The organism is Halorubrum tebenquichense DSM 14210, assembly GCF_000337415.1.
In the GTDB taxonomy this organism is placed as follows: domain Archaea; phylum Halobacteriota; class Halobacteria; order Halobacteriales; family Haloferacaceae; genus Halorubrum; species Halorubrum tebenquichense.
In genome coordinates this window covers 103,651-126,701 of record NZ_AOJD01000024.1, presented here as the reverse complement: position 1 = coordinate 126,701, position 23,051 = coordinate 103,651, and the positions used below count along the sequence as shown (strand labels likewise).

The window sequence follows — 23,051 nt, the reverse complement described above, 5'->3', positions numbered from 1 at the left end:
GATCAGCACCGCCGAGACGGCGTACGTCGCCACCGAGAAGCGGATGATGTCGCGGGCGTACGCCTCCGCCTCGTCGGGGCGCTCGACGCCGAGTTCCTGCCCGACCAGACTGGAGGAGGCGAGCCCGAAGCCCCAGCCGGGGGTGTTCATGATCCCCCAGATGCGGCGGGCGATGACGAACGCCGCCACGGTGTTCTCGCCGAACACGTCGAGGATGGAGAGCATCGGGAACTCGGCGGCCGTCCACACGAGGTTGCGCGCGCCGACCGGGACCCCGATCTCGACGAGGTCGCGGAGCATACCGGGGTTCAGGTACGGGCCGGTCGGGTCGATCGCGACCGGGAACTCCCCGATCAGCGGGGCGCTGCCGCGGACGAGCCCGACGGTGAAGCCGCCGACCGCGAGGACGTTCGAGAGGACGGTGCCGATCGCGGCCCCCTCGACGCCCCAGCCGAAGCCGAAGATGAACAGCGCGCTGAGGACGATGTTCGCGACCGCGCCGCCCGCCCGGACCTGCATCGCGGTGTAGGCGTCGTCGCAGCCGACCAGCACGCGGCTGCCGACGAGGTTGAGCGCGGCGAACGGCACGCCGAGTCCGACCACCCGGAGGTAGTCCGCGCCGTAGGCGATCGCCCGCTCGTTGCTGCTCAGCGCGTCGATGAACGCCGGGGCGTACGCCCAGAACGCGGCGCTGACCGGGACCGTGATAGCCACCGCGAGCAGGACGCTCGACCGGACGGCGTCGCCGAGTTCGCCGAACGCCTCGGCGCTGAACCGCTGGGAGACTAAGGCGATGGTCCCCCCGGCGACGCCGCCGCCGAACGCGAACGCCAGCCCCCAGTAGGGGCCCGCGAACCCGACGCCGGCGACGGCGCTCGTCCCGACGGCGACGCCGACCATCGCGACGTCGACCGCGTTCTTCGACATCCGGGCGATCCCCGTGACGATCCGCGGCCACGCGAGGTCCGTGGTCCGGACCACGCGGTGGCGGTCGATCAGGCCGACCCGCGCGAGGGCGAACCCGATGTAGAGGATGAGCAGACGGAACGGGTTCGGGAGGCGATCGACGTATGAGAGCAGCGCGCGCAGGGATTTCGGAAGGCGAGACACGGCGGGTGCGCTCCTTTTCCGCTGGCGAGTAAAGGGGTTTCGTCACGCGGCAGGCGGTTCCGGATCGGCGACGGCGACGGGGCGCTCGGGGCGGCGAGGTCCGGGGGGCCGACGGTCCGGTCTCGGCGTCGCTACGCGCCGGAGACCAGGTAGACGGAGGCGGCGGCGAAGACGATCCCGAGCCCCTTCCGGAGGGTGAACGACTCCCCCAAAAAGAGGAAGCCGATCACCGACGAGAAGACGAGGAACATCGCGAAGATGGGCGTCACGACGCTCACCGGGCCGAGCGACAGCGACCGGTATAAAGCGAGGATCCCGACGCCGAGGAAGAAGCCCGCGGCGAGCACGTGCGGTAGCTTCGGCGAGGCGAGGTGCGTCGCGAACCCCTGCCCGGTGTAGGCGATCACGCCGATAGCCATGACGATCAGCAGCGTGTTCGACACGACGACGGCGACGTCGCTCGGGATCGCGTTCGGTCCGGTGGTGGCGACGCGCATCAGCGGAGAGACGAGCGCGTACGCGGCCATCGCGAGCAGCGCGTACGGGAGATACGTTGTGGCCGTGGCGTCCATACGGCGGGGTCGCCCTCCGGCGGCAAGTGACTATCGACCCTCGTTCGACGAGGTTCCCGCCGTTCCCGACTCGTCGATCGGGACCGACACCGTCACCGTCGTTCCTCGCGGCTCGCGCTCGGCGAACGAGATCCGGCCGCCGAGGTGGTCGACGCCCCACTTGACGATCCACAGCCCGATCCCGCTCCCGTGGCGGAGCGGCGTCTCCGTGCCGCGGTCCAACACGTCGTACTCGGCGGGGTCGATGCCGGGACCGTCGTCGGCGACGGTGACCTCCACCCACCCGTCGGCGACCGCGGCGTCGATCCGCACCCACGGCGTCTCGGTGTCGTTGTGCCGGACCGCGTTCGAACAGAGGTTTTCCAAGACGACCCGCAACACCGACGAGACCGTGACGTCCGGAACCCGCCCGGTCTCGATCCGCGCGTCGGGACCGAGGTCCCGAGCGTCCGCGACGACCTCGTCGACGACGTCCGGGAGCGGCCCCGACTTCGCCTCCTCGGTCGGGTCGAACAGCTCCCCGGCGGTCCGGGTGCGCTCGCTGAGTTCGAGCATTCGTCCCGCGCTCTCCTCGATGATCGCGAGGGCGCGCTCGTCGGTCGCGTCCGCCCGCAGCCGCTCGGCGTACCCCAAGATGAGGTTGGTCTCCGTCCGCACGTCGTGGCGGAACACCCGGTTGAGCACGTTGAGCCGCTGCTGCTGGCCGAGGTACGCCCCGACGTCGTGGAAGGCGATCACCTTCGCGGTGGTGCGGTCGTGGTCGTCGACCACGTCCCTGATCGTCACCTCGTACGGCCGCTGCCCGTCGCGCCCGACGATCGACATCGGCCGCGGCGACCCCCGCTCGCCGTCGAGTTCGCGCACCGCGTCGTACCGAGGGACGATCGCCCCGGCCCGCTCGCCGATCGCCGCCCGGCGGTCGATGCCGAACGTCTCGGAGGCGCTCTCGTTCAGATCGACCAGCAGGTCCTCGGCCCCGACGACGAACACGGGGTCGTGGAGCTGCTCGAAGACGAGCTGTCGCGCGCGGCGGCGCGGGGCCGGCGCGAGCGTCAGCAGCCGGAACCGCGACAGCGCGAAGAGGTACGTCACCCCCGAGACCGCGAACACGATCGGCGTGGGGTCGAGCCCCGGGATCGGAATCGCGCCGGCGAGATACGCGATGCTCCCGGCCCACGGTACGGCGGTGCCGATCAGCAGCGCCGCGCTCTGTCCCCGAAACGGGCGCGCGTCGTCGCGGATCAGCTGTAGCAGCGGGACCGACCCGATCGCGCCGAGAAGGTAGGTGTAGCCCGCGGTGACGTAGTACAGCGGTCCGGGAGCGATGTCGAGGAACGTCCCGACGGCGGTCTCGCGCACGACTCGGTCGACGGCGAGGAGGTTCCCGGGGTCGCCGGCGGCGGCGACCGCGACGGTGGCGACGGGGATGACGGACACGAGCGCGACGGAAAACGGCGTCACGTACCGGTCGTATCCGGTGTACGCGAGCGCGAAGAAGAGCCACCCGACGGGGATCGCGACGACGCCGACCCACTGGACGTCGTACCACAGCGCCTTCGCGGGGAGCGTCGCCGCCTCGAGTTCGAAGACGAGGAACGTCGCCCACCAGACCTGTCCCGCGAGGAGGACGGCGAGCCACGTCGCGCCCGGTTCCGGCCGCTCGCGCCACGCGAGGATCGCCGCCGCCAGCCCGAGGGTCACGGCGACGAGGAGCGCGATCGAGAGCGGACTCAGCGCTGCCATGTCGTCTCCAACGCGTATTGTATTTATAACTCGTCTGGTCGAATTATCCGGCCGAAAAATCGGATGACGCGCCCGGAGGACCGGGGACGCGACGCTCACGGGCCGAGTGCGAGGAGGACGATGCCCGCGACGAGGTAGCTACAGTCCGGCGCGACGCCGAGCGTCGCCCCGTCCAGCCGGTCGGCCAGCGCGGTGACAGCCACCGAGACCGCGAGCCCCGCGGCGAGCGCGACGAGGGCGGGCCGCGACGCGGTGCCGGTCGCGGCGAGGGCCGCCAGCAGTCCCGCGGCGAGCGCGTCGACGCCGAGCAGGACGCGCCGGGTTCGCCCGACCCCGTAGACGACGGGGAACGTCGCCACGTCGCGCGCGGCGTCGGCGGCGACGTCCCTGACGTTCGGGACCTCGACGTCGACGAACGAGCGGACCGCGACGTACGCGAACAGCAGCGCGACGGTCCGGAGTCCGACGGCCTCGACCGCCACGCCGCCGAACGCGAGCGGGGCGGCGACGACGGCGACCGCCCACGCGAGCGCGACCGCCGCGGAGTTGAGGAGGAACACGTCCTTCAGCCGCGGGACGGACACCTCCGCGAGCGGCGCGGCCACGTCGCCGAGGGCCGGTAGCCAGTCGGAGGCGTAGCCGATCCACACCGCGCCCGGAACGCAGACGAGCGCGAGCGCCGCGGGCCCGGCGCGGACCGCGAGCGCGAGCGCGACCCCGTAGCTCACGGCGGCGGCCGTCATCAGCTGGTCGCCGTAGCGGAGCGCGACCCGCGCCCGCGAGGGCGTCGAAGCGGCGTCGCCCTCGGCGTCGGCGACGTGGTCCGCGGCGTACACCGCGAACGCGACGAGTCCCACCGCGACCGGCGCGGTCGACCGCGGGACGCCGAGCGCCGCGGTCGCGACGGCGACCTCGACCGCGGCGACGAGCGCCGTGAACGGCGCGCCCGCCGCGAAGGCGGCGACCCCGCGGAGCGCGCGGCGAGTGGTCGATATCGAACGGTGCTGCTCTGTCGTACCGTCTGGCGTCGACGGTCTGGTCGGTTCGTTTGCCATGAACGCGTCCGTCGCCGGCGGCGACGAACACGAGGAATGGGGCGTCGGGAGGCATCTATCCACGCCGTGTGGTGTTAATAAAACCAGACTGAACTCGTGATTTGTTCGACCGGGCCGCCGCTCGGCCCGCGTCGGGTTCGGGCTTCAGTACGCTTTTGACCCGAGCGGCCGATCCGTCGCGTATGGACGGAACCTTCGACCACGTGATGATCCGCGTCGAGGACTTAGAGGAGAGCCTCGACTGGTATCAGACTCACCTGAACTACGAGGAGAAGGGCCGCTGGGAGGCCGACACGTTCACCAACGTCTTCCTCGGTCCCGAGGACGTCCACGAGGACGGCGCGCTCTTGGAGCTCACGTACAACCACGACGGTCGGAGCTACGAGATCGGCGACGCGTGGGGCCACATCGCGGTCCGCGTCCCGGAGGACGCGCTCCAGGAGTCGTACGACCAGCTGCTGGCGGAGGGCGTCGACGACTACCGCGACCCCGAGTCCTGCGGGAACCGCTACGCGTTCGTGAAGGACCCCGACGGCCACGAGATCGAGATCGTCAAGCGCGACCACGGCGCGAAGTGGAGCATCGACCACACGATGGTCCGCGTCGAGGACGCCGACGAGGCGCTCGGCTACTGGACCCGCAAGTTCGAGTACACGGAGCAGCCGGCCGGCCGCTGGGAGGCGGACACCTTCTCGAACTACTTCGTCGCGCCCGAGGACGCCCCCGAGGAGGCGATGAAGCTCGAACTCACGTACAACTACGACGGCCGCGAGTACACGATGGGCGACGGCTGGGGCCACGTCGCGGTGCGCGTCGACGACCTCGACGACGCGTGGGAGACGCTCTTGACCCGCGAAGCACCCGACTACCGCGACCCCGAATCTTGCGACCACAACTACGCGTTCACGAAGGACCAGGACGGCCACGAGGTCGAACTGGTCACCCGCGACTGATAACGGCCTCTCACCGTCGCGACGGGGTCACCGCACCTCGACGCCGGTTATCTCGAACCGCGCCCCGCCCGCCTCGCTCGCAACGGCGCGGACCGACCACCCGTGCGCGTCGGCCACCTGTTCGACGATGCGCAGTCCGAAGCCGGTCCCCGACTGCGAGGTCGAGTGGCCGGCGTCGAACACCTCCTCGCGCCGGTCCGGATCGATCCCCGGGCCGTCGTCGGCCACGTAGAAGCCGTCCGGCAGCGTGCCGACGGTGACCGTCACTCCCTCGCCGCCGTGTTCGACCGCGTTCCGCATCAGGTTCTCCAACAGCTGTCTGAGCCGGCCTTCGTCCGCGACGATCATCCGCTCGGCCTCGGCGCGCAGCGTCGCCTCCTTCGTGTCGACCGTCCGCCAGCAGGAGCCGACGATCTGTCCGAGGTCGACCGGTCCGGCGTCGGTCACGGGGTCGCCCTCCCGGGCGAGCGTCAGCAGGTCGTCGATCAGCGCGGTCATCCGGTCGTGCGCGCGCCCGGCCGCCGCCAAGTGCTCGCTGTCGCACTCCTCGCGGGCGAGTTCGGTCCGTCCCCGGGCGACTTCCAGCGGGTTCCGGAGGTCGTGCGACACCACGCCCGCGAACTCCTCTAACCGGTCGTTCTGCCGCTCCAACTCGGCGGTCCGCTCGGCGAGCCGACGGGTGCGCGCCTCGGCCTGAAGCGCCGTCTCCGCGGCGGTGGCCAAGATCCCGGCGAGGTACTCGTCGCCGCCGCCGAACACCCCCGGTTCGGTCTCGCCGACCGAGACGGTCCCGTACTCGCCGATCGGAGCCACGAGCAGGCTTCGGAGCGGCGTGCCGGCGTCGACCCCGCCGCTCTCCGCCACGTCGTCGCAGATCCGGATCTCGCCCGCCTCGAACGCCTTCCACGTGATCGTCCCCCCGTCCGGGGTGAACGTTTCCCGTTCTGGGAGGAGGTCCGCCGCCTCGGGCGAGACCGCCATGGGAACCAGCCCGCCGGCCTCCTCGTCGTAGATCCGGACGGCGACGAGCGAGAAGCCCAACACGTCGGTCGCGGCCTCGACCGCCCGCTCGGCGACCCCTTCCGGCGAGTCCGCGCTGACGAGCGAGCGGGTGGCGTTGTGGAGCCGCTTCACCCGTCCCTCCCGCTCGATGCGGTCGAGGGTCGCCTCGAGGTGGCCCGAGAGGATCTCGGCCACGAGGACGTCCGTGTCGCTGAAGACGTTCGGGTCCGGCGCGGAGACGACGAACACCCCGTGGTCGCCGATCGGACGCAACACGAGGCTCTCGGCGGGCGAGTGCTCGTCGAGCGGCTCGTAGGCGGAGAGCTCGTCGATGACGACCGACTCCTCGCCGCGGAACGCGTCCCACACCAGCGCCGCCCGCGTCCCGGGCGGCGCGCCGCGGTCGTAGGAGGGCCGCGTCTCGAACTCCGTCGCGACGGACTGGCCGAGCGCGGCCGGTTCGAGGCGCTTCCCGTCCTCGGTGCGGAGGTGGATCCCGCTCAGCCCGGCGTCGATCAGGTCGTCGACCGCCTCGATCGCGAGGTCCGCCGCCTCCTCGGTCGTCCGAGTGTAGTTGAGCTTCCGGGTCCACTCCCGGAGCTTCGACAGCGTCCGCTCGCGCTCCTTGCGCTCGGAGACGTCGCGCGTGGTGACGACGTACCCCTCGACGTCGTCGGTGTCGATCCGGTCGCTGCCGACGGACTCGAGCCACCGGTAGTCGCCGTCCGCCGTCCGGAACCGGTACTCGGCGGTGGGGGGCGACCCGTCCGGATCGAGTTCGCCGAACGCGTCCTCGACCGCCTCCCGGTCCTCCGGGTGGACGTAGTCGAGCGACCGCTCGCCGATCAGGTCGGACGGCGCGTGCCCGGTCACGCGCTCGCAGGACGGGCTCAGGTAGCGGAACCGCCAGTCGCTCGACAGCACCGCGACCACGTAGCCGGCGTGTTCGATGAACGCCCGGTGCTGGTCGCGCCCGGCGTCGTCGCGGACCACGCCGACGAACCGCCGCTCGCCGTCGGCCGCGAACTCGCCGTACGACATGGAGACGGGTATCTCGCGGCCGTCGCGCCGGCGCGCGTCGAACCGGATCTCCGAGCGGTCGCCGCCGCCGTCGCCGGCGTCGCCGCCGTCGAGATGCCGGTCGACCGTCTCGCGATGTCGCTCCGGTAGCAGCGTCGTCAGGGGCTCGCCCTCGATCGCCGCCGGCTCGTGGCCGAAGACGGACTCGACCGCCGGGTTCGCGAACCGGATCTCCCCGTCGGTGTCGATCGTGAGGATCGCGTCCGACGCGCCGTTGGCGACCGCGCGGAACTGCTCGATCGCCTGTTCGGCCTCCCGTTCGGCCCGACACTTCTCGACCGCCTCGACGATCCGGTTCGCCAAGCGCTCGTACCGCTCCGTGCCGCCGCGCTTCTGAATGTAGTCGGTGACGCCGGCGGAGATGGCCTCGCTCGCGACCTCCTCGCTCCCCTTCCCGGTGAACAGGATGAAAGGGAGATCGGAGTCGCGCTCGCGCACGGCGTCGAGGAACTCCAGCCCGTTCCGGCCCGGCATGTCGTAGTCGGAGACGACGCACTCGAGCTCGCGGTCCGCCAGCGCGTCGAGTCCGGCGGCCGCGTCGGGTGCCGTCTCGACCGCGATCCGGTCCGCCTCTCGCTCCAGGAACGAGGCGGTGACCTCGCGCAGGTCCGGGTCGTCGTCGACGAGGAGGACCGGGATGCGGTCGGGCATACGTCCCGAATATCGACGAACTGACTATAATACTTTTGCCGACGCCGACCCCGTCGGCCCGGTGGTCCCGTCCGTGCGCCGACCGCCGGCGCTTTACCTCTCGATCCCGCTCCCCGTCTCCCCGTCCGCGGGACGGAACACGACGAGCCGCTCGCCGTCGGTGACGCGCTCGCCCGCGTCGACCGTCACCCGGTCGCCGACGGCTGGGTCCGGGGCCGCGTCGCCGCCCTCGCGGTACACGCCCGTCAGCCGCGTCGGGCCGAAATCGACCACGGCGGTCGCGTACGGCGCGTCGTCGGCGAAGCCCGGCGACGGGACGTGGACGACGCTGTACGTCTCGACGGTCCCCGTCTCGTCGAGGGCCCCCCGAGAGAGGTCGGCGGAGCCGCACTCGGGGCACACCCGCCGCGGCGGGAGCGAGCCGTGCCCGGCCGGGCAGACGAGCGCGAACCCGTCGCCGTCGGCGAGCGCGTCGAGCCACTCGCCGTACTCGCGGTCGGGCGGGGCGGCGTCTTCCGACGCGTCCGCGTCGCTCATTCCGCCACCTCCAGCACGTGGACGACCGCGCTGGCCACCGTGCCGCCGGCGTTGTGCGCGACGCCGACCTCGGCGTCGGGGACGTGCTCGCTGTTGGGGTGATCCCCCCGGAGGAGCCGGGTCAGCTCAGCGATCTGGGAGCCGCCGGTCGCGCCGACCGGATGCCCCTTCGCCTTCAGCCCGCCGGAGAGGTTCACCGGGAGGTCGCCGTCGGCGGTCGTGACTCCCTCGCGGGCGGCCGCGATCCCCTCGCCCGCCTCGAAGAGCCCGAGCGACTCCAGCGCCAGCACCTCGGCGATCGTGAAGCAGTCGTGGACCTCCGCGACGTCGACCGCGTCGGCGTCGATCCCGGCGTCGGCGTAGGCCGCCTCGGCCGCGTCGTCCGCGGCAGGCGTCCGCGCGAGGTGTTCGCGGTCGCCGAGCGCCATCCGGTCGGTCCCCTGCCCCGTGCCCGTCACCGCGACCGACGCGTCGAGGTCGTGGTCCGCCGCGTACTCCTCCGAGACGAGCACGAGCGCGCTCGCGCCGTCGGTGATCGGGCAGGCGTCGTAGAGGTGGAGCGGCTCCGCGACCGGCGGCGCGTCCATCGCCTCGTCGACGGAGACCTCCTTGCGGTACTGCGCGTACTCGTTCGGCACGGCGTTGGCGTGGTTCTTCGAGGCGACGTGCGCGAGGTCCTCGCGGCTCCCGCCGTAGGCGTCGAAGTAGGCGTTCGCCAGCAGCGCGTACGCGCCGGGGAACGTCACGCCCGCCCGGACCTCGAAGAGGTCGTCGGCCGCGATGGCGAGCCCCTCCGTCACCTCGTCGGTCGGGAGGTTCGTCATGCGCTCCATCCCGCCGGCGAGGACGACGTCGGCGTCGCCCGCCGCCACCGTCCGCACCGCCTCGCGGACCGCGACGCCCGCGGACGCGCACGCCGACTCGTAGCGCGTCGCCGGACAGCGGACGCCCGCCGCCTCGGCCATCAGGGGTGCCTGATGGCCCTGGTGCTCGGCGAGCGCGCCCATGAAGTTCCCGTAGTTCAGTTCCTCGACGTCGGCCCTGTCGACGGCTGCGTCCTCGAACGCCCGCAGCGCGGCCTCGCCGAACAGGTCGCGGCCGGTGCGCTCCGGGTGGTCGCCGAACCGGGTCAGCCCGACCCCGGCGACGCGTACGTCGGTCATACACGAACGATGATCGGTGATCCGGTTTAGCTCTGCCGGAACCGGGGGTTCCGCTCCCCCGGCGGCGACGGGACGGCGGAGAAAACGAGCGAAGTCGGCGAACGGGTCCGATCAGCCGATGTACCGCAGGTCGTCGTCGGGGACGGCCGGCCCCTCTTGCATCTCCTGGATCTTGCCGACGACCTCCTCCATCTCCTCGGCGCGGTCCTCCAGGCTCTCGTAGTCGACCGAGAAGCCGAGGACGGCCTCCAGCGTCTCCAGCACCGCCTGCGCGCTCTTCGGGTCGACCAGGTAGCCGCTCGTCTCGCCCATCAGGCAGGCGGCGTCGAACCCGCGGCGACCGCCGAGACCCAAGACGAGCCCCGAGACGCCGACGATGCCGCCGGCCGGCTCGTCCGCGCGGAACTCCACGCCCGCGTCCTCTAAGTCGTCGACGAGGGCGGCGTCCGAGACGGAACCGAGGACCGTGTACTCCTCGACGAGTTCGCCGGTGGGAACGCCCCCGAGCGCGAACGCGCGCTCGGAGCCGAACTCCTCCGCGACGTCGAGGAAGGTCGAGGTGAGCCGGTAGTGGCCCGCGTTCGACCCGGCCTGGTGGTCGCCGGTCAACACGAGCAGGTCGGCCCCGTCGGTCTCGACGGCGTGGAACTCGGCGCAGGTCAACTCCGCGACCCCCTCGTCGTCGACGCTCACCTGCGGCGGGAACTCCGTGGCGTACACCCGGCGAACGAGCTCCCCGTCGAACTCCTCCAGCAGATGTTCGGCGGCGAGTTTCCCCACGTGGCCGACGCCCGGCAGCCCCTCGATCAACACCGGCTCGTCCAGTTCCGGCGTCGCGACCTCGTCGATCTCGATGTCCTCCATACCGTACCCGTCCGGTCGGCGTTCACAAGAGCGTGGCTATTCGAACGCGGACGCCGTCCGCAACAGCCGACGCGCGGGCGTCCTACCCCGAGTCGCGTCGCCGCGTCCGCCGCCGGTACTCCCCGTACGGGTCCTCCGGCCCGAACGGGGCCGGCGCGCTGTTCTCGGTCGGGCCGTCGCACTCCGGACAGCGGTCGCCGAGCGCGTACACCGGCCGGTCGTGAACGGTCTCCCAGTTCGCGCAGACGCGGATATCTGATTTCACGGGTGAAAAGGCGACGCGGCGTCGGGCCGGTCGCGGTTACTCGTCGTCTTCGCGTCGCTCGCGGTGGAACTCGCCGACGCCGCCGGTGGCCTCGATCGACTCGCGGGCGCGCTCGGCGGCGGCCTCGAGCTGCGACTCCGCCGTCTTGTAGTTGGGCGCGCGGACCTTGATCCGGTACTCGGGCGACCCCACGTAGCCGACGTCGAGCTCGACGCCGTCCGGGATCTCGCCGTTCCCCTCGGCCGCGGCCAGCGCGTCTCGCACGTCGTCGACGCCGTCGGGGGCCGCCGACTCGAGGTCGACGTACCCCGTCACGTCGACGTACGGGACGGAGACGTTGTTGCGGGCCGCCGTGACGATCGCGTCGACGGTGTCGTCGTCGACGTCGACGGCTTCGAGGGCCTCGTCGCCGCTGATCGCGGCCGCCTCGAAGGCGTCGTAGAGGCTCTCGTACTCGACGAGGAGGGCGTTGGCGACCGCGGTGTAGCGGTCGTCGTCGACGTCCTCGCCGAGCGCGATCTCCATCCAGTTGTCGGCCTTCTGAGCGTTCTTCCAGTCCTGAATCGTCTCCTTGCGCTGGTGCTCGTTGACGTCTTTGATCGACAGGTCGATCTGGTTCGACGACTCGTCGATCTCCAGCACCTTCGCGACGACCGTCTGTCCCTCGCGGACGTGGTCGCGGACGTTCTTGATCCAGCCGGAGGCGACCTCGCTGATGTGACAGAGGCCGCGCTTGTCCTCGTACTCGTCGAGGTCGACGAACACGCCGAAGTCGGCGATCTCGTCGACGTCGCCGACCACCAACTCGCCGGGTTCGGGCCAGCCGCTGTACTTCATGACGGAGTGGTGAGGCTGTTACCGCGCCTCAACGGTTTCGACGATCTCGCCGTGAAGCTCGGCCTCTCCGCCGGTGGGGGTCGCGAGGGTCGTGCCGCAGACCGCACACGACACCGTGGAGGAGGCCTTGCCGAAGACGACCTGTTCGTTCTCGCAGTCGCCGCAGGCGACGCGGTGGAAGTCTCCCGCCATGCTTACTCCTGGAACGTGAGACGGCCGGCGCGCCATCCCTCGCGCATGTGGGCCTTGCCGCAGTCGCCGCAGCGGTACTTCAGGTGGGTCTTCTTCGTCGGCTTGTCGCCACCGGGCACCTTCGAGTACCCGCCGGCGTTGCCGATCGTCGCGAGCGCGCGGCGTCGCTGCCGAGCGTCGCGTTTCATTCCGGTCGCGCGACCCGATCGAACCTTCTCCACCTCGTGCTCGTGGTGCGAGTCACAGTGGGGACAGTACGTGTTGAAGCGGCGTGGCATTTCCATGGATATCGACCTTGAAACGCGGTTCGTCGCCGACGCTTAAAACGGGTTTGGTATGACCCGCGCGCGAGGGACCCGACCGCCCCGACGGGGGGCTCCCGGACGCCTCACTCCCATTCCGCGACCGCGCGCACCGGCGATCCGTCGCCCCCGCGCAGCCGGAGCGGGAAGGCGTACAGGCGGAACCGCTCGGGGAGGCCCTCGAGTCCGCGGAGGTTCTCGACTATCGGGAGCGAGCCGCCGAGCAGGACGTCGTGTGCGGGCGTGCCGTCGGGTTCGAGCTCGTCGCCGTGGCTCGCGACCGTCTCGTCGCCGCTCTCAGCGGACTCGCCGCTCCCGCCGGCGGTCGGCGTCGGGTCCGGCCCGAACGCGTCCAGCCCCACGCCGACGCCCGCCGCCCGGCAGCGCTCGGCGGCCGCGGCGGTTAGGTAGGGGTGATCGCGGTACCGCTCTGAGCCCCAGTGCGACGCCCACCCGGTCCGAAGGACGAGGAGGTCGGTGTCGCGGTCGAGGGCGCTCGGATCGGGCAGCGCGTCGGGATCGACGGACTCCCGCGGTTCCAGCGGCCGGAGGTCGACGAGACGGGCGTCAAACGCGAACGACCCGACCGCCCGCTCGTCGACGGCCTCCCCGTCGGGTACCGTATGGCGGGGCGCGTCGACGTGCGTCCCCGCGTGCGTCCCGGCGCGGAGTTCGCCCGTCGCGTAGCCGTCGGCCTCGTGGGTCGCGTCGGGCGCGAGCGTCACGTCGGGGTCGCCGGGGTAGGTCGGCATCCCCGTCTCGATCGGTCGCGAGAGGTCGCGGAACACGGCGGCCGTCGGACCGCGTCGGGGTTAAGTCGGTCGCCGTCGCGCCGGAAGACCCTCGCCCCCGTCCGGGTTCCGCGGCCCGAACGTATTTCGTCCGCCCGTCGCTGTGTGTGCCCATGTCGGAACTGCCCTTGGACGCGTACTACGACTTGACCCAGATCGGCGAGGTCGCCGTCTCCCCGACCGGCGACCGCGTCGCCTTCACCGCGACCGAGTACGATCAGGCCGCCGACGAGGCGGTCTCCTCGCTGTTCGTCGTCCCGACCGACGGGTCCCGCGAGCCGCACCGGCTGACGAGCGCGTCCGGCGCGTCCGCGCCGACGTGGGGACCGGACGGCGACCGCCTCGCGTTCGTGGCCGCCCGCGAGCGCGACGCGGAGCGACGGGTCGGCTGGCGGGACCGCGACGTGGACGACGACGCGGAGGCGGACGGTGAGGACGCGGACGGGAAAGCAGACGAAGGCGAAGCCGAAGACGAAGAGGAACCCCTCGGAAACGGCGACGGGGAGCCGAAGCCGCAGGTGTGGCTGTTCGACCTCGCCTTGGGCGGCGACGCGCGGCAGGTCACCGAGCGCGACGAGGGCGTCGCCGGCTTCGACTTCTCGCCCGGCGGCGACCGGCTGGTGATCGAGTCGCGCGACCCGACCGACGAGGAGTCCGAGTACCTCGATCAGGTGCGCGAGGAGGGCGGGCCGATCGAGACGACGCGGCTCCAACACAAGGTGAACGGCGCGGGGTGGACCGACGACGTGACGCGGTACCTCTTCGTGGTCGACCTCGACGACCCCGAGAGCGACCCGCGCCGCCTCGACGACGCGTACGGGGGCGGCGCGTTCGAGGACCTCGCCGGCATGGACCCCGCGTGGGGACCGGACGGCCGGATCGCCTTCACCGCCTGCCGGCTCGACCGCCCGGACGACACCACCGTCCGCGACCTCTACGTCGTGTCGCCCGAGGGCGGCGACGCGGAGCGGCTCACCGGCGGCGACCTCACCCACGGCGCGCCGGCGTGGCGGCCCGACGGCGAGGGGATCGCGACCGTCGCGAGCGACCCGGACGACCCGCCAGCCCCGGCCGAGGTGTTCCTCGTAGACGCCGGCGACGAGGCCGACCGCGCGGCCCCCGCCTCCCTCACCGCCGACCTCGACCGGACGGTCGCCCGCGGCGGCGAACCCGCGTGGGTCGGGGACTCGATATACACGCGGCTCGCCGACGAGAGCAGCACTCGTCTGGTCCGGATCGACCTCGACGACGACGGTCCCGGCGGGACCGCGACGCGCGTCTTCGAGGCGCAGGGCCGCGGCCGCGCCATGGCCGCCTTCGACGTCGACGACGGCGGTGAGACGGCCGTGACCGTCCTCTCGCACCCGACGGACGGGAGCGACCTGTACGCGGTCGACGTCGAGGATCTCGACGCGGCCGCCGAGCCCGACTCCCTCCGGCGGCTCTCCCGCGTCAACGAGTCGCTCACGGAGGAGTTCGCGATGCCGACCGCCGAGCGGGTGGAGTGGGAGTCCGACGGCTGGACGCTCGACGGCGTCCTCTACCACGACCCCGAGGTCGACCCCGACGCGGGCGACCACCCGCTGGTGGTGGCGATCCACGGCGGCCCGATGTCGTACGACGAGCCGGTGTTCAGCTTCGCGCACGCCGCGCTGACGAGCCGGGGCTACCTCGTCTTCCGGCCGAACTACCGCGGCGGCACCTCCCGCGGCCGGGAGTTCACCGCGGAGCTGACCGGGAAGTGGGGGACCGCCGAGGTCGACGACATCGCGGCGGGCGTCGAGTCGCTCGCGGACCGCGGCTGGGTCGACCCGGGCCGCGTGTTCGGTCACGGGTTCTCGTACGGCGGCATCGCGCAGGGGTTCCTCGTCACGCAGGAGCCGGACCTGTTCACGGCGGCGGCTCCGGAGCACGGCATCTACGACCTGCGCTCCGCGTTCGGCACGGACGACACCCACGTCTGGCTGGAGGCGGAGTTCGGCCTGCCGTGGGAGAACCCGGAGGCGTACGACGCGTCGACGGCGGTGTTAGACGCCGGAAACATCGAGACGCCGCTGCTCGTGATGGCCGGCGGCGAGGACTGGCGGTGTCCCTCCTCGCAGTCGGAGCAGCTGTACGTCGCCGCCCGGAAGCAGGGGACCGACGCGGAACTCGTCGTCTACCCGGACGAACACCACAACATCGGCGACCCCGACCGCGCGATCCACCGGTTAGAGAAGATCCTCGACTGGTACGAGACGCACGACCCGGCAGTCGCGGACGCGACGCAGTCTGCCGAGGAGTAGGGCGGTCAGAGGCCGATCCCGCCGAGGAGTCGGGCGGTCAGACGACGAGCACCTGTCTGATCGCGACCGAGCCCGACGGGACGTGGACGACGCTGACGACGACCCGGTCGCCATCGGTCAACGAACAGCTCTCCGCGGTGAGTCGAAACTGGAGGAACGAGCCCGCGGTGAAGCGGTTCGTCGTTCTGGAGTCCAACACGCCGAGATCAACTCGGTTCCCGCCGGAGACGATGCTGTCGTCGATCGATCCGGACGCGACGTTGGAATCGGCGAAACTTCCCGACGAGCCCCCTCCCTCCGGGAGTCGTATTAGCCGTTCGCGCTCTCCACAGGCGTCGGACGCGTCGATGGCTATCTCCATCTCCTCGACCGGGATCGGGTCGCCAGAGACGTGCGTGATGCGCACGATCCCGCCGTCGTAGCTGTCTTGTACCGCGAGCTGTCCGCTGGACTGTGAGACGTACGGGCCCGGGTTCTGGAGGTCGTCCGAGACACCCAGGGCGAACACCGAGAGGGTCGCCGAGAGGATCACCACGATTGCGACGAGGAGGACCGTCGAGACGACCGACGTGACCCCTCGGGAGCACCCGGGCATTACGCCGATCTCGGCGGTCCGTTCGGGAAAGTCCGACGTTTTCGGGCCAGACTGCGGCGATAGGATCGGTCGGGAAGCCCCCGCGGCCTCAGTGTTCGACGAACTCGACGAGGACGCCGCCCGTCGACCGCGGGTGACAGAAGGCCACGTCGTGGCCCCACGCGCCGGGGCGGGGCTCCTCGTCGACGAGGTCGATACCGAGGTCGCGGGCGTGATCGAGCGCGGACGGGAGGTCGTCGACCGCGAGCGCGACGTGGTGAACGCCGGGACCCTCGCGGTCGAGGTACTCCGCGATCGTCCCGCCCGCGTCCGGTTCGAGCAGTTCGAAGTACCCGCCGCCGTCGAGTTCGAGGAAGACGATCCGCATGTCGTCGAACGTCTCCTCGTGGGCGACCGGCGCGTCGAGCAGGCCGCCGAACAGGTCGGCCAGATCGGTGGCGTCTCGCGTCGCGACGCCGACGTGGTCGAAGCGCATGGCGACACGTCGCGGCGCGAAGGACATAAAACGACCCGCGCGGCGTCCGGAGTTCGGAACGGTCGCCCGCGGGGCTACCGCCCGGGCTTGTACTCCCCGAACTCGTCGCGAAGCACGTCTGATATCTCCTGAACCGTCGCGTACGCCTTCACCGCGTCGACGATGTGCGGCATCACGTTCTCGGTCCCCTGCGCGGCCTCGCGGAGCCCCGCGAGCGCCGCGTCGACCGCGTCGTCGTCGCGGTCGGCCTTCACGTCCGCCAGGCGCTCGCGCTGGTTCTGCTCCTGTTCGGGGTCGACCTCCTCCAAGTCCATCTCCGGCTCCTCGTCGACCTCGAACTCGTTGACCCCGACGATGATCCGCTCGCCCTCCTCGATCTCCTGTTGCCGCTCGAAGGCGACGTCCTGGATCTGCCGCTGGACCCAGCCGCTCTCGACGGCCTCCAGCATGCCGCCGCGGCGGTCGACCTCCGCTAAGATTTCGAACGCCTCCTCCTCGATCCCGTCGGTGAGATCCTCAACGTAGTAGGAGCCGGCGAGCGGGTCGATCGTGTCCGCGGCCCCGGACTCGTGGGCGAGGATCTGCTGGGTTCGGAGCGCGGTGCGGACGGACTTTTCAGTCGGCAGCGCGAGCGCCTCGTCTTTCCCGTTCGTGTGGAGGCTCTGCGTGCCGCCGAGGACGGCCGCGAGCGCCTGATACGAGACGCGGACGACGTTGTTCTCGATCTGCTGGGCGGTGAGCGTCGAGCCGCCGGTCTGGGTGTGGAACTTCAGCTGCTTCGACTTGGGGTTGTCCGCGTCGAACCGCTCGTCCATGATCTTCGCCCACATCCGGCGGGCGGCGCGGAACTTCGCTGCCTCCTCGAAGATGTTGTTGTGGGCGTTGAAGAAGAAGGAGAGCTGCGGCGCGAACTCGTCGACGTCCAGCCCGGCGTCGAGCGCGGCCTCGACGTACTCGATGCCGTCGCCGAGGGTGAAGGCGATCTCCTGGGCCGCCGTCGACCCCGCCTCGCGGATGTGGTACCCCGAGATGGAGATGGTGTTGAAGCTCGGGGTCTCGGCCGCGCAGAACTCGAAGATGTCCGTGATCAGCCGCATCGACTGCTTCGGCGGGTAGATGTAGAGGTTCCGCGCGATGTACTCTTTCATGATGTCGTTCTGGATCGTCCCCCGGAGCTCCTCGCGCGGGACGCCCTGCTTGTCCCCCATCGCGACGTACATCGCGAGCAGCACTCCCGCGGGGGCGTTGATCGTCATCGACGTGGACACCTCGTCCAGCGGGATGCCGTCGAAGACCGTCTCGAAGTCGTCGAGCGTGTCGATGGCGACCCCCGACCGGCCGACCTCCCCCTCGGCCATCGCGGCGTCGGAGTCGTACCCCATCTGCGTCGGCAGGTCGAACGCCATCGACAGCCCCGACGAGCCCTCATCGATGAGGTACTGGAAGCGCTCGTTCGTCTCCGCGGCGGTGCCCATCCCGGCGTACTGGCGCATCGTCCACAGCCGCCCCCGGTGCATCGTCGAGTAGACGCCGCGGGTGTACGGCTCCTCGCCGGGGTAGCCGAGGTCCTCGCGGTAGTCGGTCTCCGCGTCCGCCGGGGTGTAGAGGGGGTCGACCTCCTGCCCGCCGGTGTCGGTGGTGAACGTCTCCTCGCGCTCCCCGAACCGGTCGACGGTCTCCCCGTAGGTGCCCTCCTCCCACGACGACTTGGCGTCGCGGATCGCCTCGAGTTCCTCAGGGTCGTACATTATCGAATCGGTCGGCCGAGCGGGACTTAACAGTTTTCAGGCGGGGCCGGTCCGCGGACCCGGGCGGACCCGGGCGGACGCTCGGCCGTCGGTCCGATCCTCGGCGGCGGCTAATCGACCCCGACCCGCCGGTCCGATTTAAGTGTCGGGCGTCCGACCCGTCCGCATGGACGTGCTCACAGATCCCGCGCGCCGGTTCCTGACCGCGACGGCCCCGGAGCACACGCCGGTTCAGGCGGAAATGGCCGACCTCGCCGAGGAGTGGGGGTTCCCGATCATCGGTCCCGAGGCGGGCGCGGTCCTCCGGCTGTTGGCGCGGCTGACGGGCGCGGAGCGCGTGTTCGAGTTCGGCTCCGGGTTCGGCTACTCCGCCACCTGGTTCCTCCGCGGCGGTGCTGGGAGCGTGGTCTGTACCGAGTTCGACGCCGAGGAGGCCGAGCGCGGCGCGGCGTTCGCCGCCGACCACGGCTACGCCGACGGCGTCACCTTCGAGGTCGGCGACGCGATGGAGACGGTCGACCGCTACGACGGCCTCTTCGACGTCGTCCTGATCGACCACCAGAAGGGCCGGTACGCCGACGCCTACCGGACGGTCCTCCCCAAGGTCCGGACCGGGGGCGTGGTCGTCGCCGACAACATCGCCCGGGGGCCGATCGACTTCGGCGACCTCGTCGCGCACTTCGAGGCGGGCGAACCGCTCCCGGACGCCGCGGTCGACGAGGAGACGCGCGGCATCGGCGAGTACGTCGGCACCGTTCGCTCGGACGACGCCGTCGAGACCGCGATACTCCCGGTCGGATCCGGGATCGCGGTGTCGACGAAGGTGGAGTGAGGCGGTCGCGGGAAACGACGCGGAGAGACGGACACCGCGACGATCCCGCCGGAGATACGGCGCGTCTCGCGGTCTCGACGGAATCGGTCTCGGGATCCTGACAAGCGTTCAGGCAGTCGTTTCATGTATTTTGTGTTGAATGAACGCAACGAAATCGACGGGTCACGGCGTCGAACCGATCGATCGGATCTGGCGTCGACATCCCTCGGTCCGTGTCGCGTCGAGCGTAACGATTATCATGTCGGATTTAAAACACCAACGTAGATGAGTGAATCGAGCGGGCCGTCGGCCGGCGCTGCGCCGGCCGTTCGCGTCCTCCTCGTCGACGGCGAACCGGGGTTCGCGGAGGCGGCGACCGCGACGCTGGAGCGCCGCGGCGATCGGATCGACGTAACGGCGGTCGGCGACGCGGACGCGGCGCTGGACGCGCTGTCGACGACGCCGTTCGACTGCGTCGTCTCGGCCTACGAGACGTCCGGGGCCGACGGGGTCGAACTGCTGGAGGCCGTCCGCGACCGACACGGCGACGTCCCGTTCGTGCTGTTCGCCGGCGAGGGGTCGGAGGCGGTCGCCAGCCGGGCGATCTCGGCCGGAGTCGACGAGTACCTCCGCAGGGCGGCGACGGAAGACGAGTACGAGCGGCTCGCGGCCGCCGTCGACGAGGTGGTCCCTTCGACGCGGGGCGACCGCCGGACCGCCGACCGGTTCGAGCGGATCGACGACGGGTTCTGCGTGGTCGACGGCGACTGGCGGGTGACGCACCTCAACGAGCGCGCGGCGGAGCTGATCGACCTCGACGCGGACGGCGTGACCGGGGAATCGCTCTGGAACGTCTTCCCCGGAACCGTCGGCTCCGACGGCGAGGCGGCGCTCCGCGAGGCCGCCGAGAGCGACGAGCCCGTCCAGTTCGAACAGCGCGTCGACCGGCTCGACGCCCACCTCGTCGTGAACGCCTACCCGACCGACGACGGGATGGCGCTGTACGTCCGGGACGTGACGGAGCGGCGCGAGCGCGAGCGCGAGCTCCGCGAGCTCTCCGAGCGCCTCCAACTGGCCGTCGAGGGGGCCGACGTCGGCGTCTGGGACTGGAACGTCCAGACCGACGAGGTCCGGTTCGACGAGCGGTGGGCGGCGATGCTCGGCCACGACCCCGATGAGATCGCGTTCGAGCTCGCGTCGTGGGAGGAGCGCGTCCACCCGGACGACATCGACGCGGCGTGGGACGCCATCGAGCGGCACTTCGCGGGCGAGACCGACCTCTACCAGTGCGACTTCCGGATGCGGGCGAAATCGGGCGAATGGAGGTGGATCCGCGACCGGGGTCGGGTCGTCGAGCGGACCGAGGACGGCGAGCCGGTCCGCGCCGTCGGCATCCACATCGACGTCACCGAGGAGAAGGCGCGCGAGCGCGAGCTCGAACGGTATCGCCGGATCGTCGACGAGCTCCCCGAGGCCGTCTGCCTGTACGACGCTGACGGTCGGTTCACGCTCGCCAACGACCGGCTCGCGGAGGTGTACGAGACCACTCCGGGTCGGCTCGTCGGGCAGCGGAGCACGCTGGTCGACCGGATCAGGGAGACGAGCGACGGCGACCCGTTCGCCGCGCTCGTCGAGGGGGAGCGGGAGTCGCTGTCGGGAACCGCGGAGCTCGACGTGCCGAGCAACCCGGGCATGATCGTCGACTACGCGCTGACGCGGCTCGTCATCGACGGCGAGTTCGACGGAGTCCTCGCCGTCTCCCGAGACGTGACCGAGCAGCGCCGCCGGCAGCGACGGCTCGAACAGACGTCAGCCCGGTTGGAGGCGCTGTTCGAGCGCTCGCCGGACATGATCGACATCCACGACGAGGCGGGGGAGATCGTCGACGCCAACCGGGCGATGACGACGGCGCTCGGGTACGACCGCGACGAGGTCGTCGGCATGGACGTGTGGGAGGTCGACGACGAACTCGACCCGGAGGAGGGAAAGCGGCTCTGGAACGGGCTGGAGATGGACGAGACGGTCCGGCTGGAGACGTCGTTCGCGCGCGCCGACGGCTCGACGTTCCCGGCGGAGGTCCACGTGCGGCGCATCGACGTCCAAGGGGAGGACCGGTTCCTGGCGAGCAGCCGCGACATCTCCGAGCGCAAGGCGTACGAGCGGCGCATCGAACGGGAGAACGAGCGGCTCGACGAGTTCGCCTCGATCGTCTCGCACGACCTGCGGAACCCGCTCAACGTCCTCTCCGGATACCTCAGACTCGCCCGCGAGACGGGGACCGACTCGTACTTCGACCGCTGTGAACGCGCGCTCGACGAGATGGAACGGCTGATCGACGACGTGCTCGCGCTCGCCAAGCAGGGCGAGACGGTCGGGTCGTTCGAGCGCGTCCACCTCGGGGAGCTGACCGCCGCGTACAGCGACGAGGCGTTCGAGTCGGCGGGCGACGACGACCCGTTCGGGACGGCGGAGGACGCGGGCGACGCGGAGGAGACGCCGGTCGAAGTCGCGGTCGAGACCGACGGCGAGATCCTCGCCGACCCCGGGCGGATCCGCCAGCTCCTCGGCAACCTGTTCCGGAACGCCGACGAACACGGCGGCGAGCGCGTCGTCGTCGGGGACCTCCCCGACGGCTTCTACGTCGCGGACGACGGCCCGGGAATCGATCCGGACGAGCGCGAGACGGTGTTCGAGAGCGGCTACACGACCTCCGAGACGGGGACGGGATTCGGGCTCGCGATCGTCCAGCGCATCGCCGAGGCGCACGGCTGGGAGGTCGAGGTCACGGAGGGCGACGACGGCGGCGCGCGGTTCGAGTTCCTCGGGGTCGACCGGCCCGGATCGGTCGCGGCCGCGGGCGAACGGCCGAAGTCGACCGCGGCCGCGGACGAGCGTCCGGACCGATCCGATTGAAGCGACGTGGACCCGCGCGACCGCGACCCGTCGAAACCGATACGGTAATGCGCCCGCCGGAACGAGCCTCGGCCATGCAGGACAAACGCGTCCTCGTCACTGGCGGCGCGGGCTTCATCGGCTCGACCCTCGCGAACCGCCTCGCGGCCGACAACGACGTGATCGCGGTCGACGACACCTACCTCGGCACGCCCGAGAACCTCGACGACGCGGTCGAGTTCGTCGAGGCCTCCGTCGTCGACGGCGAGTTCCCCGTCGACGTCGACGTCGTCTTCCACCTCGCCGCGCTCTCCTCGCGGAACATGCACGAGTCCGACCCCCAGCGCGGCTGCCGCGTCAACGTCGAGGGGTTCGTCAACACCGTCGAGCGCGCCCGGAAGGAGGGCTGTGACACCGTCGTCTACGCTTCGACCTCCTCCATCTACGGCAGTCGCACCGAACCCTCGCCGGTCGACATGGAGGTAGAGGCCCGAACCGCCTACGAGGCGTCGAAGCTCGCCCGCGAGCGCTACGCCGAGTACTACGCCAACCACCACGACATGAACATGGCGGGACTCCGCTTCTTCTCGGTGTATCAGGGGTTCGGCGGCAACGAGGAACACAAGGGCGAGTACGCGAACACGGTCGCGCAGTTCGCCGACAAGATCGCCAACGGGGAGGCCCCCGAGCTGTTCGGCGACGGCACCCAGACCCGCGACTTCACGCACGTCGCGGACGTGGCGCGCGCCTGCGAGCTCGCCGCCGACCGCGAGCTGACGGGCGTGTACAACGTCGGCACCCAAGAGGCCTACTCGTTCAACGAGATGGTCGCCATGATCAACGACGCGCTCGACACCGACATCGACCCCGAGTACATCGAGTGTCCGTTCGACGGCTACGTCCACGACACGATGGCCGACTACTCGACGTTCCACGAGGCCACCGGCTGGGAGCCCGAGATCAGCTTCGAGGCGGGCGTTGAACTCGTCTGCGAGCCGTACCGCAGCGACGAGTAGCCGCACGGCGTTCGGTCATCCTCGGCCGCGAGGCCGGGCGGATCGGTGTGCCCCGACACCGCGGTGACGGTCGCTGGCGGTCGGTCCGAAGGACCCGCGCGGTTCCTCGCCG

Annotated in this window: 21 protein-coding genes; 5 read left to right on the top strand and 16 right to left on the bottom strand. The window is 71.0% G+C overall.

The features are described from left to right. From C472_RS03460 to C472_RS03445, 4 genes are all read right to left on the bottom strand, one after another. Positions 1 to 1,110: MATE family efflux transporter (locus C472_RS03460; protein ID WP_006628400.1), on the bottom strand; the 1,110-nt coding region annotated here is incomplete at its 3' end. 131 nt (positions 1,111 to 1,241) lie between these two features. Then, positions 1,242 to 1,682: an EamA family transporter gene (locus tag C472_RS03455; protein ID WP_006628399.1), complete on the bottom strand. Its 441-nt coding sequence runs from the start codon at positions 1,680 to 1,682 to the stop codon at positions 1,242 to 1,244. A 30-nt stretch (positions 1,683 to 1,712) separates the two neighbouring features. Next, positions 1,713 to 3,425, bottom strand: coding sequence for a histidine kinase N-terminal 7TM domain-containing protein (locus tag C472_RS03450; RefSeq protein WP_006628398.1), 1,713 nt, complete (start codon positions 3,423 to 3,425; stop codon positions 1,713 to 1,715). 95 nt (positions 3,426 to 3,520) lie between these two features. Next, positions 3,521 to 4,480, bottom strand: a complete 960-nt coding sequence (locus tag C472_RS03445) for a UbiA family prenyltransferase (RefSeq protein WP_006628397.1) — start codon at positions 4,478 to 4,480, stop codon at positions 3,521 to 3,523. Positions 4,481 to 4,662: 182 nt separating this feature from the next. On the opposite strand from C472_RS03445, the gene C472_RS03440 reads away from it, so the two are divergent. Continuing rightward, positions 4,663 to 5,433 (top strand): VOC family protein, encoded by a 771-nt coding sequence (locus C472_RS03440; protein ID WP_006628396.1) that lies wholly within the window; start codon positions 4,663 to 4,665, stop codon positions 5,431 to 5,433. Positions 5,434 to 5,460: 27 nt separating this feature from the next. Here C472_RS03440 and C472_RS03435 read toward each other — a convergent pair whose 3' ends face one another. The 9 genes from C472_RS03435 to C472_RS03395 form a co-directional block, all read right to left on the bottom strand. Continuing rightward, positions 5,461 to 8,166: a hybrid sensor histidine kinase/response regulator gene (locus tag C472_RS03435; RefSeq protein WP_006628395.1), complete on the bottom strand. Its 2,706-nt coding sequence runs from the start codon at positions 8,164 to 8,166 to the stop codon at positions 5,461 to 5,463. 93 nt (positions 8,167 to 8,259) lie between these two features. Next, entirely contained in the window at positions 8,260 to 8,703 is a 444-nt protein-coding gene (locus tag C472_RS03430) for a Zn-ribbon domain-containing OB-fold protein (RefSeq protein WP_006628394.1), read from the bottom strand. Then, on the bottom strand, positions 8,700 to 9,866 hold the full coding sequence (locus C472_RS03425) for a thiolase domain-containing protein (protein WP_006628393.1): 1,167 nt from the start codon (positions 9,864 to 9,866) through the stop codon (positions 8,700 to 8,702). The genes C472_RS03430 and C472_RS03425 overlap by 4 nt, the downstream gene beginning before the upstream one ends. 111 nt (positions 9,867 to 9,977) lie before the next feature. After that, the gene (locus tag C472_RS03420; RefSeq protein WP_006628392.1) at positions 9,978 to 10,730 is read right to left on the bottom strand and encodes a proteasome assembly chaperone family protein; all 753 of its coding nucleotides are present in this window, start codon (positions 10,728 to 10,730) and stop codon (positions 9,978 to 9,980) included. Positions 10,731 to 10,812: 82 nt separating this feature from the next. Continuing rightward, positions 10,813 to 10,995 (bottom strand): RNA-protein complex protein Nop10, encoded by a 183-nt coding sequence (locus C472_RS03415; RefSeq protein ID WP_006628391.1) that lies wholly within the window; start codon positions 10,993 to 10,995, stop codon positions 10,813 to 10,815. Positions 10,996 to 11,031: 36 nt separating this feature from the next. After that, a complete protein-coding gene (locus tag C472_RS03410) occupies positions 11,032 to 11,832 on the bottom strand; it encodes a translation initiation factor IF-2 subunit alpha (protein WP_006628390.1) in 801 nt (266 codons plus the stop codon). A gap of 18 nt (positions 11,833 to 11,850) precedes the next feature. Beyond that, on the bottom strand, positions 11,851 to 12,024 hold the full coding sequence (locus C472_RS03405; RefSeq protein ID WP_004595868.1) for a 30S ribosomal protein S27e: 174 nt from the start codon (positions 12,022 to 12,024) through the stop codon (positions 11,851 to 11,853). 2 nt (positions 12,025 to 12,026) lie between these two features. Then, positions 12,027 to 12,308 carry a 50S ribosomal protein L44e gene (locus C472_RS03400; RefSeq protein ID WP_004595867.1) on the bottom strand — a complete coding sequence of 94 codons (282 nt, stop codon included), beginning with the start codon at positions 12,306 to 12,308 and terminating at the stop codon, positions 12,027 to 12,029. Positions 12,309 to 12,412: 104 nt separating this feature from the next. After that, entirely contained in the window at positions 12,413 to 13,114 is a 702-nt protein-coding gene (locus C472_RS03395; RefSeq protein ID WP_006628389.1) for a cyclase family protein, read from the bottom strand. Between the two features lie 116 nt (positions 13,115 to 13,230). On the opposite strand from C472_RS03395, the gene C472_RS03390 reads away from it, so the two are divergent. After that, positions 13,231 to 15,402 carry a S9 family peptidase gene (locus C472_RS03390; RefSeq protein WP_006628388.1) on the top strand — a complete coding sequence of 724 codons (2,172 nt, stop codon included), beginning with the start codon at positions 13,231 to 13,233 and terminating at the stop codon, positions 15,400 to 15,402. 37 nt (positions 15,403 to 15,439) lie between these two features. Here C472_RS03390 and C472_RS03385 read toward each other — a convergent pair whose 3' ends face one another. The 3 genes from C472_RS03385 to C472_RS03375 all read right to left on the bottom strand — a co-directional run bounded on the left by C472_RS03385 (position 15,440) and on the right by C472_RS03375 (position 18,220). Beyond that, positions 15,440 to 15,997 carry a type IV pilin gene (locus C472_RS03385; RefSeq protein ID WP_006628387.1) on the bottom strand — a complete coding sequence of 186 codons (558 nt, stop codon included), beginning with the start codon at positions 15,995 to 15,997 and terminating at the stop codon, positions 15,440 to 15,442. Positions 15,998 to 16,085: 88 nt separating this feature from the next. Continuing rightward, positions 16,086 to 16,472 carry a methylmalonyl-CoA epimerase gene (mce, locus tag C472_RS03380; RefSeq protein ID WP_006628386.1) on the bottom strand — a complete coding sequence of 129 codons (387 nt, stop codon included), beginning with the start codon at positions 16,470 to 16,472 and terminating at the stop codon, positions 16,086 to 16,088. 74 nt (positions 16,473 to 16,546) lie between these two features. After that, positions 16,547 to 18,220, bottom strand: coding sequence for an acyl-CoA mutase large subunit family protein (locus C472_RS03375; protein ID WP_006628385.1), 1,674 nt, complete (start codon positions 18,218 to 18,220; stop codon positions 16,547 to 16,549). 166 nt (positions 18,221 to 18,386) lie between these two features. On the opposite strand from C472_RS03375, the gene C472_RS03370 reads away from it, so the two are divergent. The 3 genes from C472_RS03370 (at position 18,387) to C472_RS03360 (ending at position 22,939) form a co-directional block, all read left to right on the top strand. Continuing rightward, entirely contained in the window at positions 18,387 to 19,052 is a 666-nt protein-coding gene (locus C472_RS03370; protein ID WP_006628384.1) for an O-methyltransferase, read from the top strand. A 264-nt stretch (positions 19,053 to 19,316) separates the two neighbouring features. Further along, entirely contained in the window at positions 19,317 to 21,944 is a 2,628-nt protein-coding gene (locus C472_RS03365; protein WP_006628383.1) for a PAS domain S-box protein, read from the top strand. A 74-nt stretch (positions 21,945 to 22,018) separates the two neighbouring features. Continuing rightward, the gene (locus C472_RS03360; protein ID WP_006628382.1) at positions 22,019 to 22,939 is read left to right on the top strand and encodes an NAD-dependent epimerase/dehydratase family protein; all 921 of its coding nucleotides are present in this window, start codon (positions 22,019 to 22,021) and stop codon (positions 22,937 to 22,939) included. Positions 22,940 to 23,051: the final 112 nt, after the last annotated feature.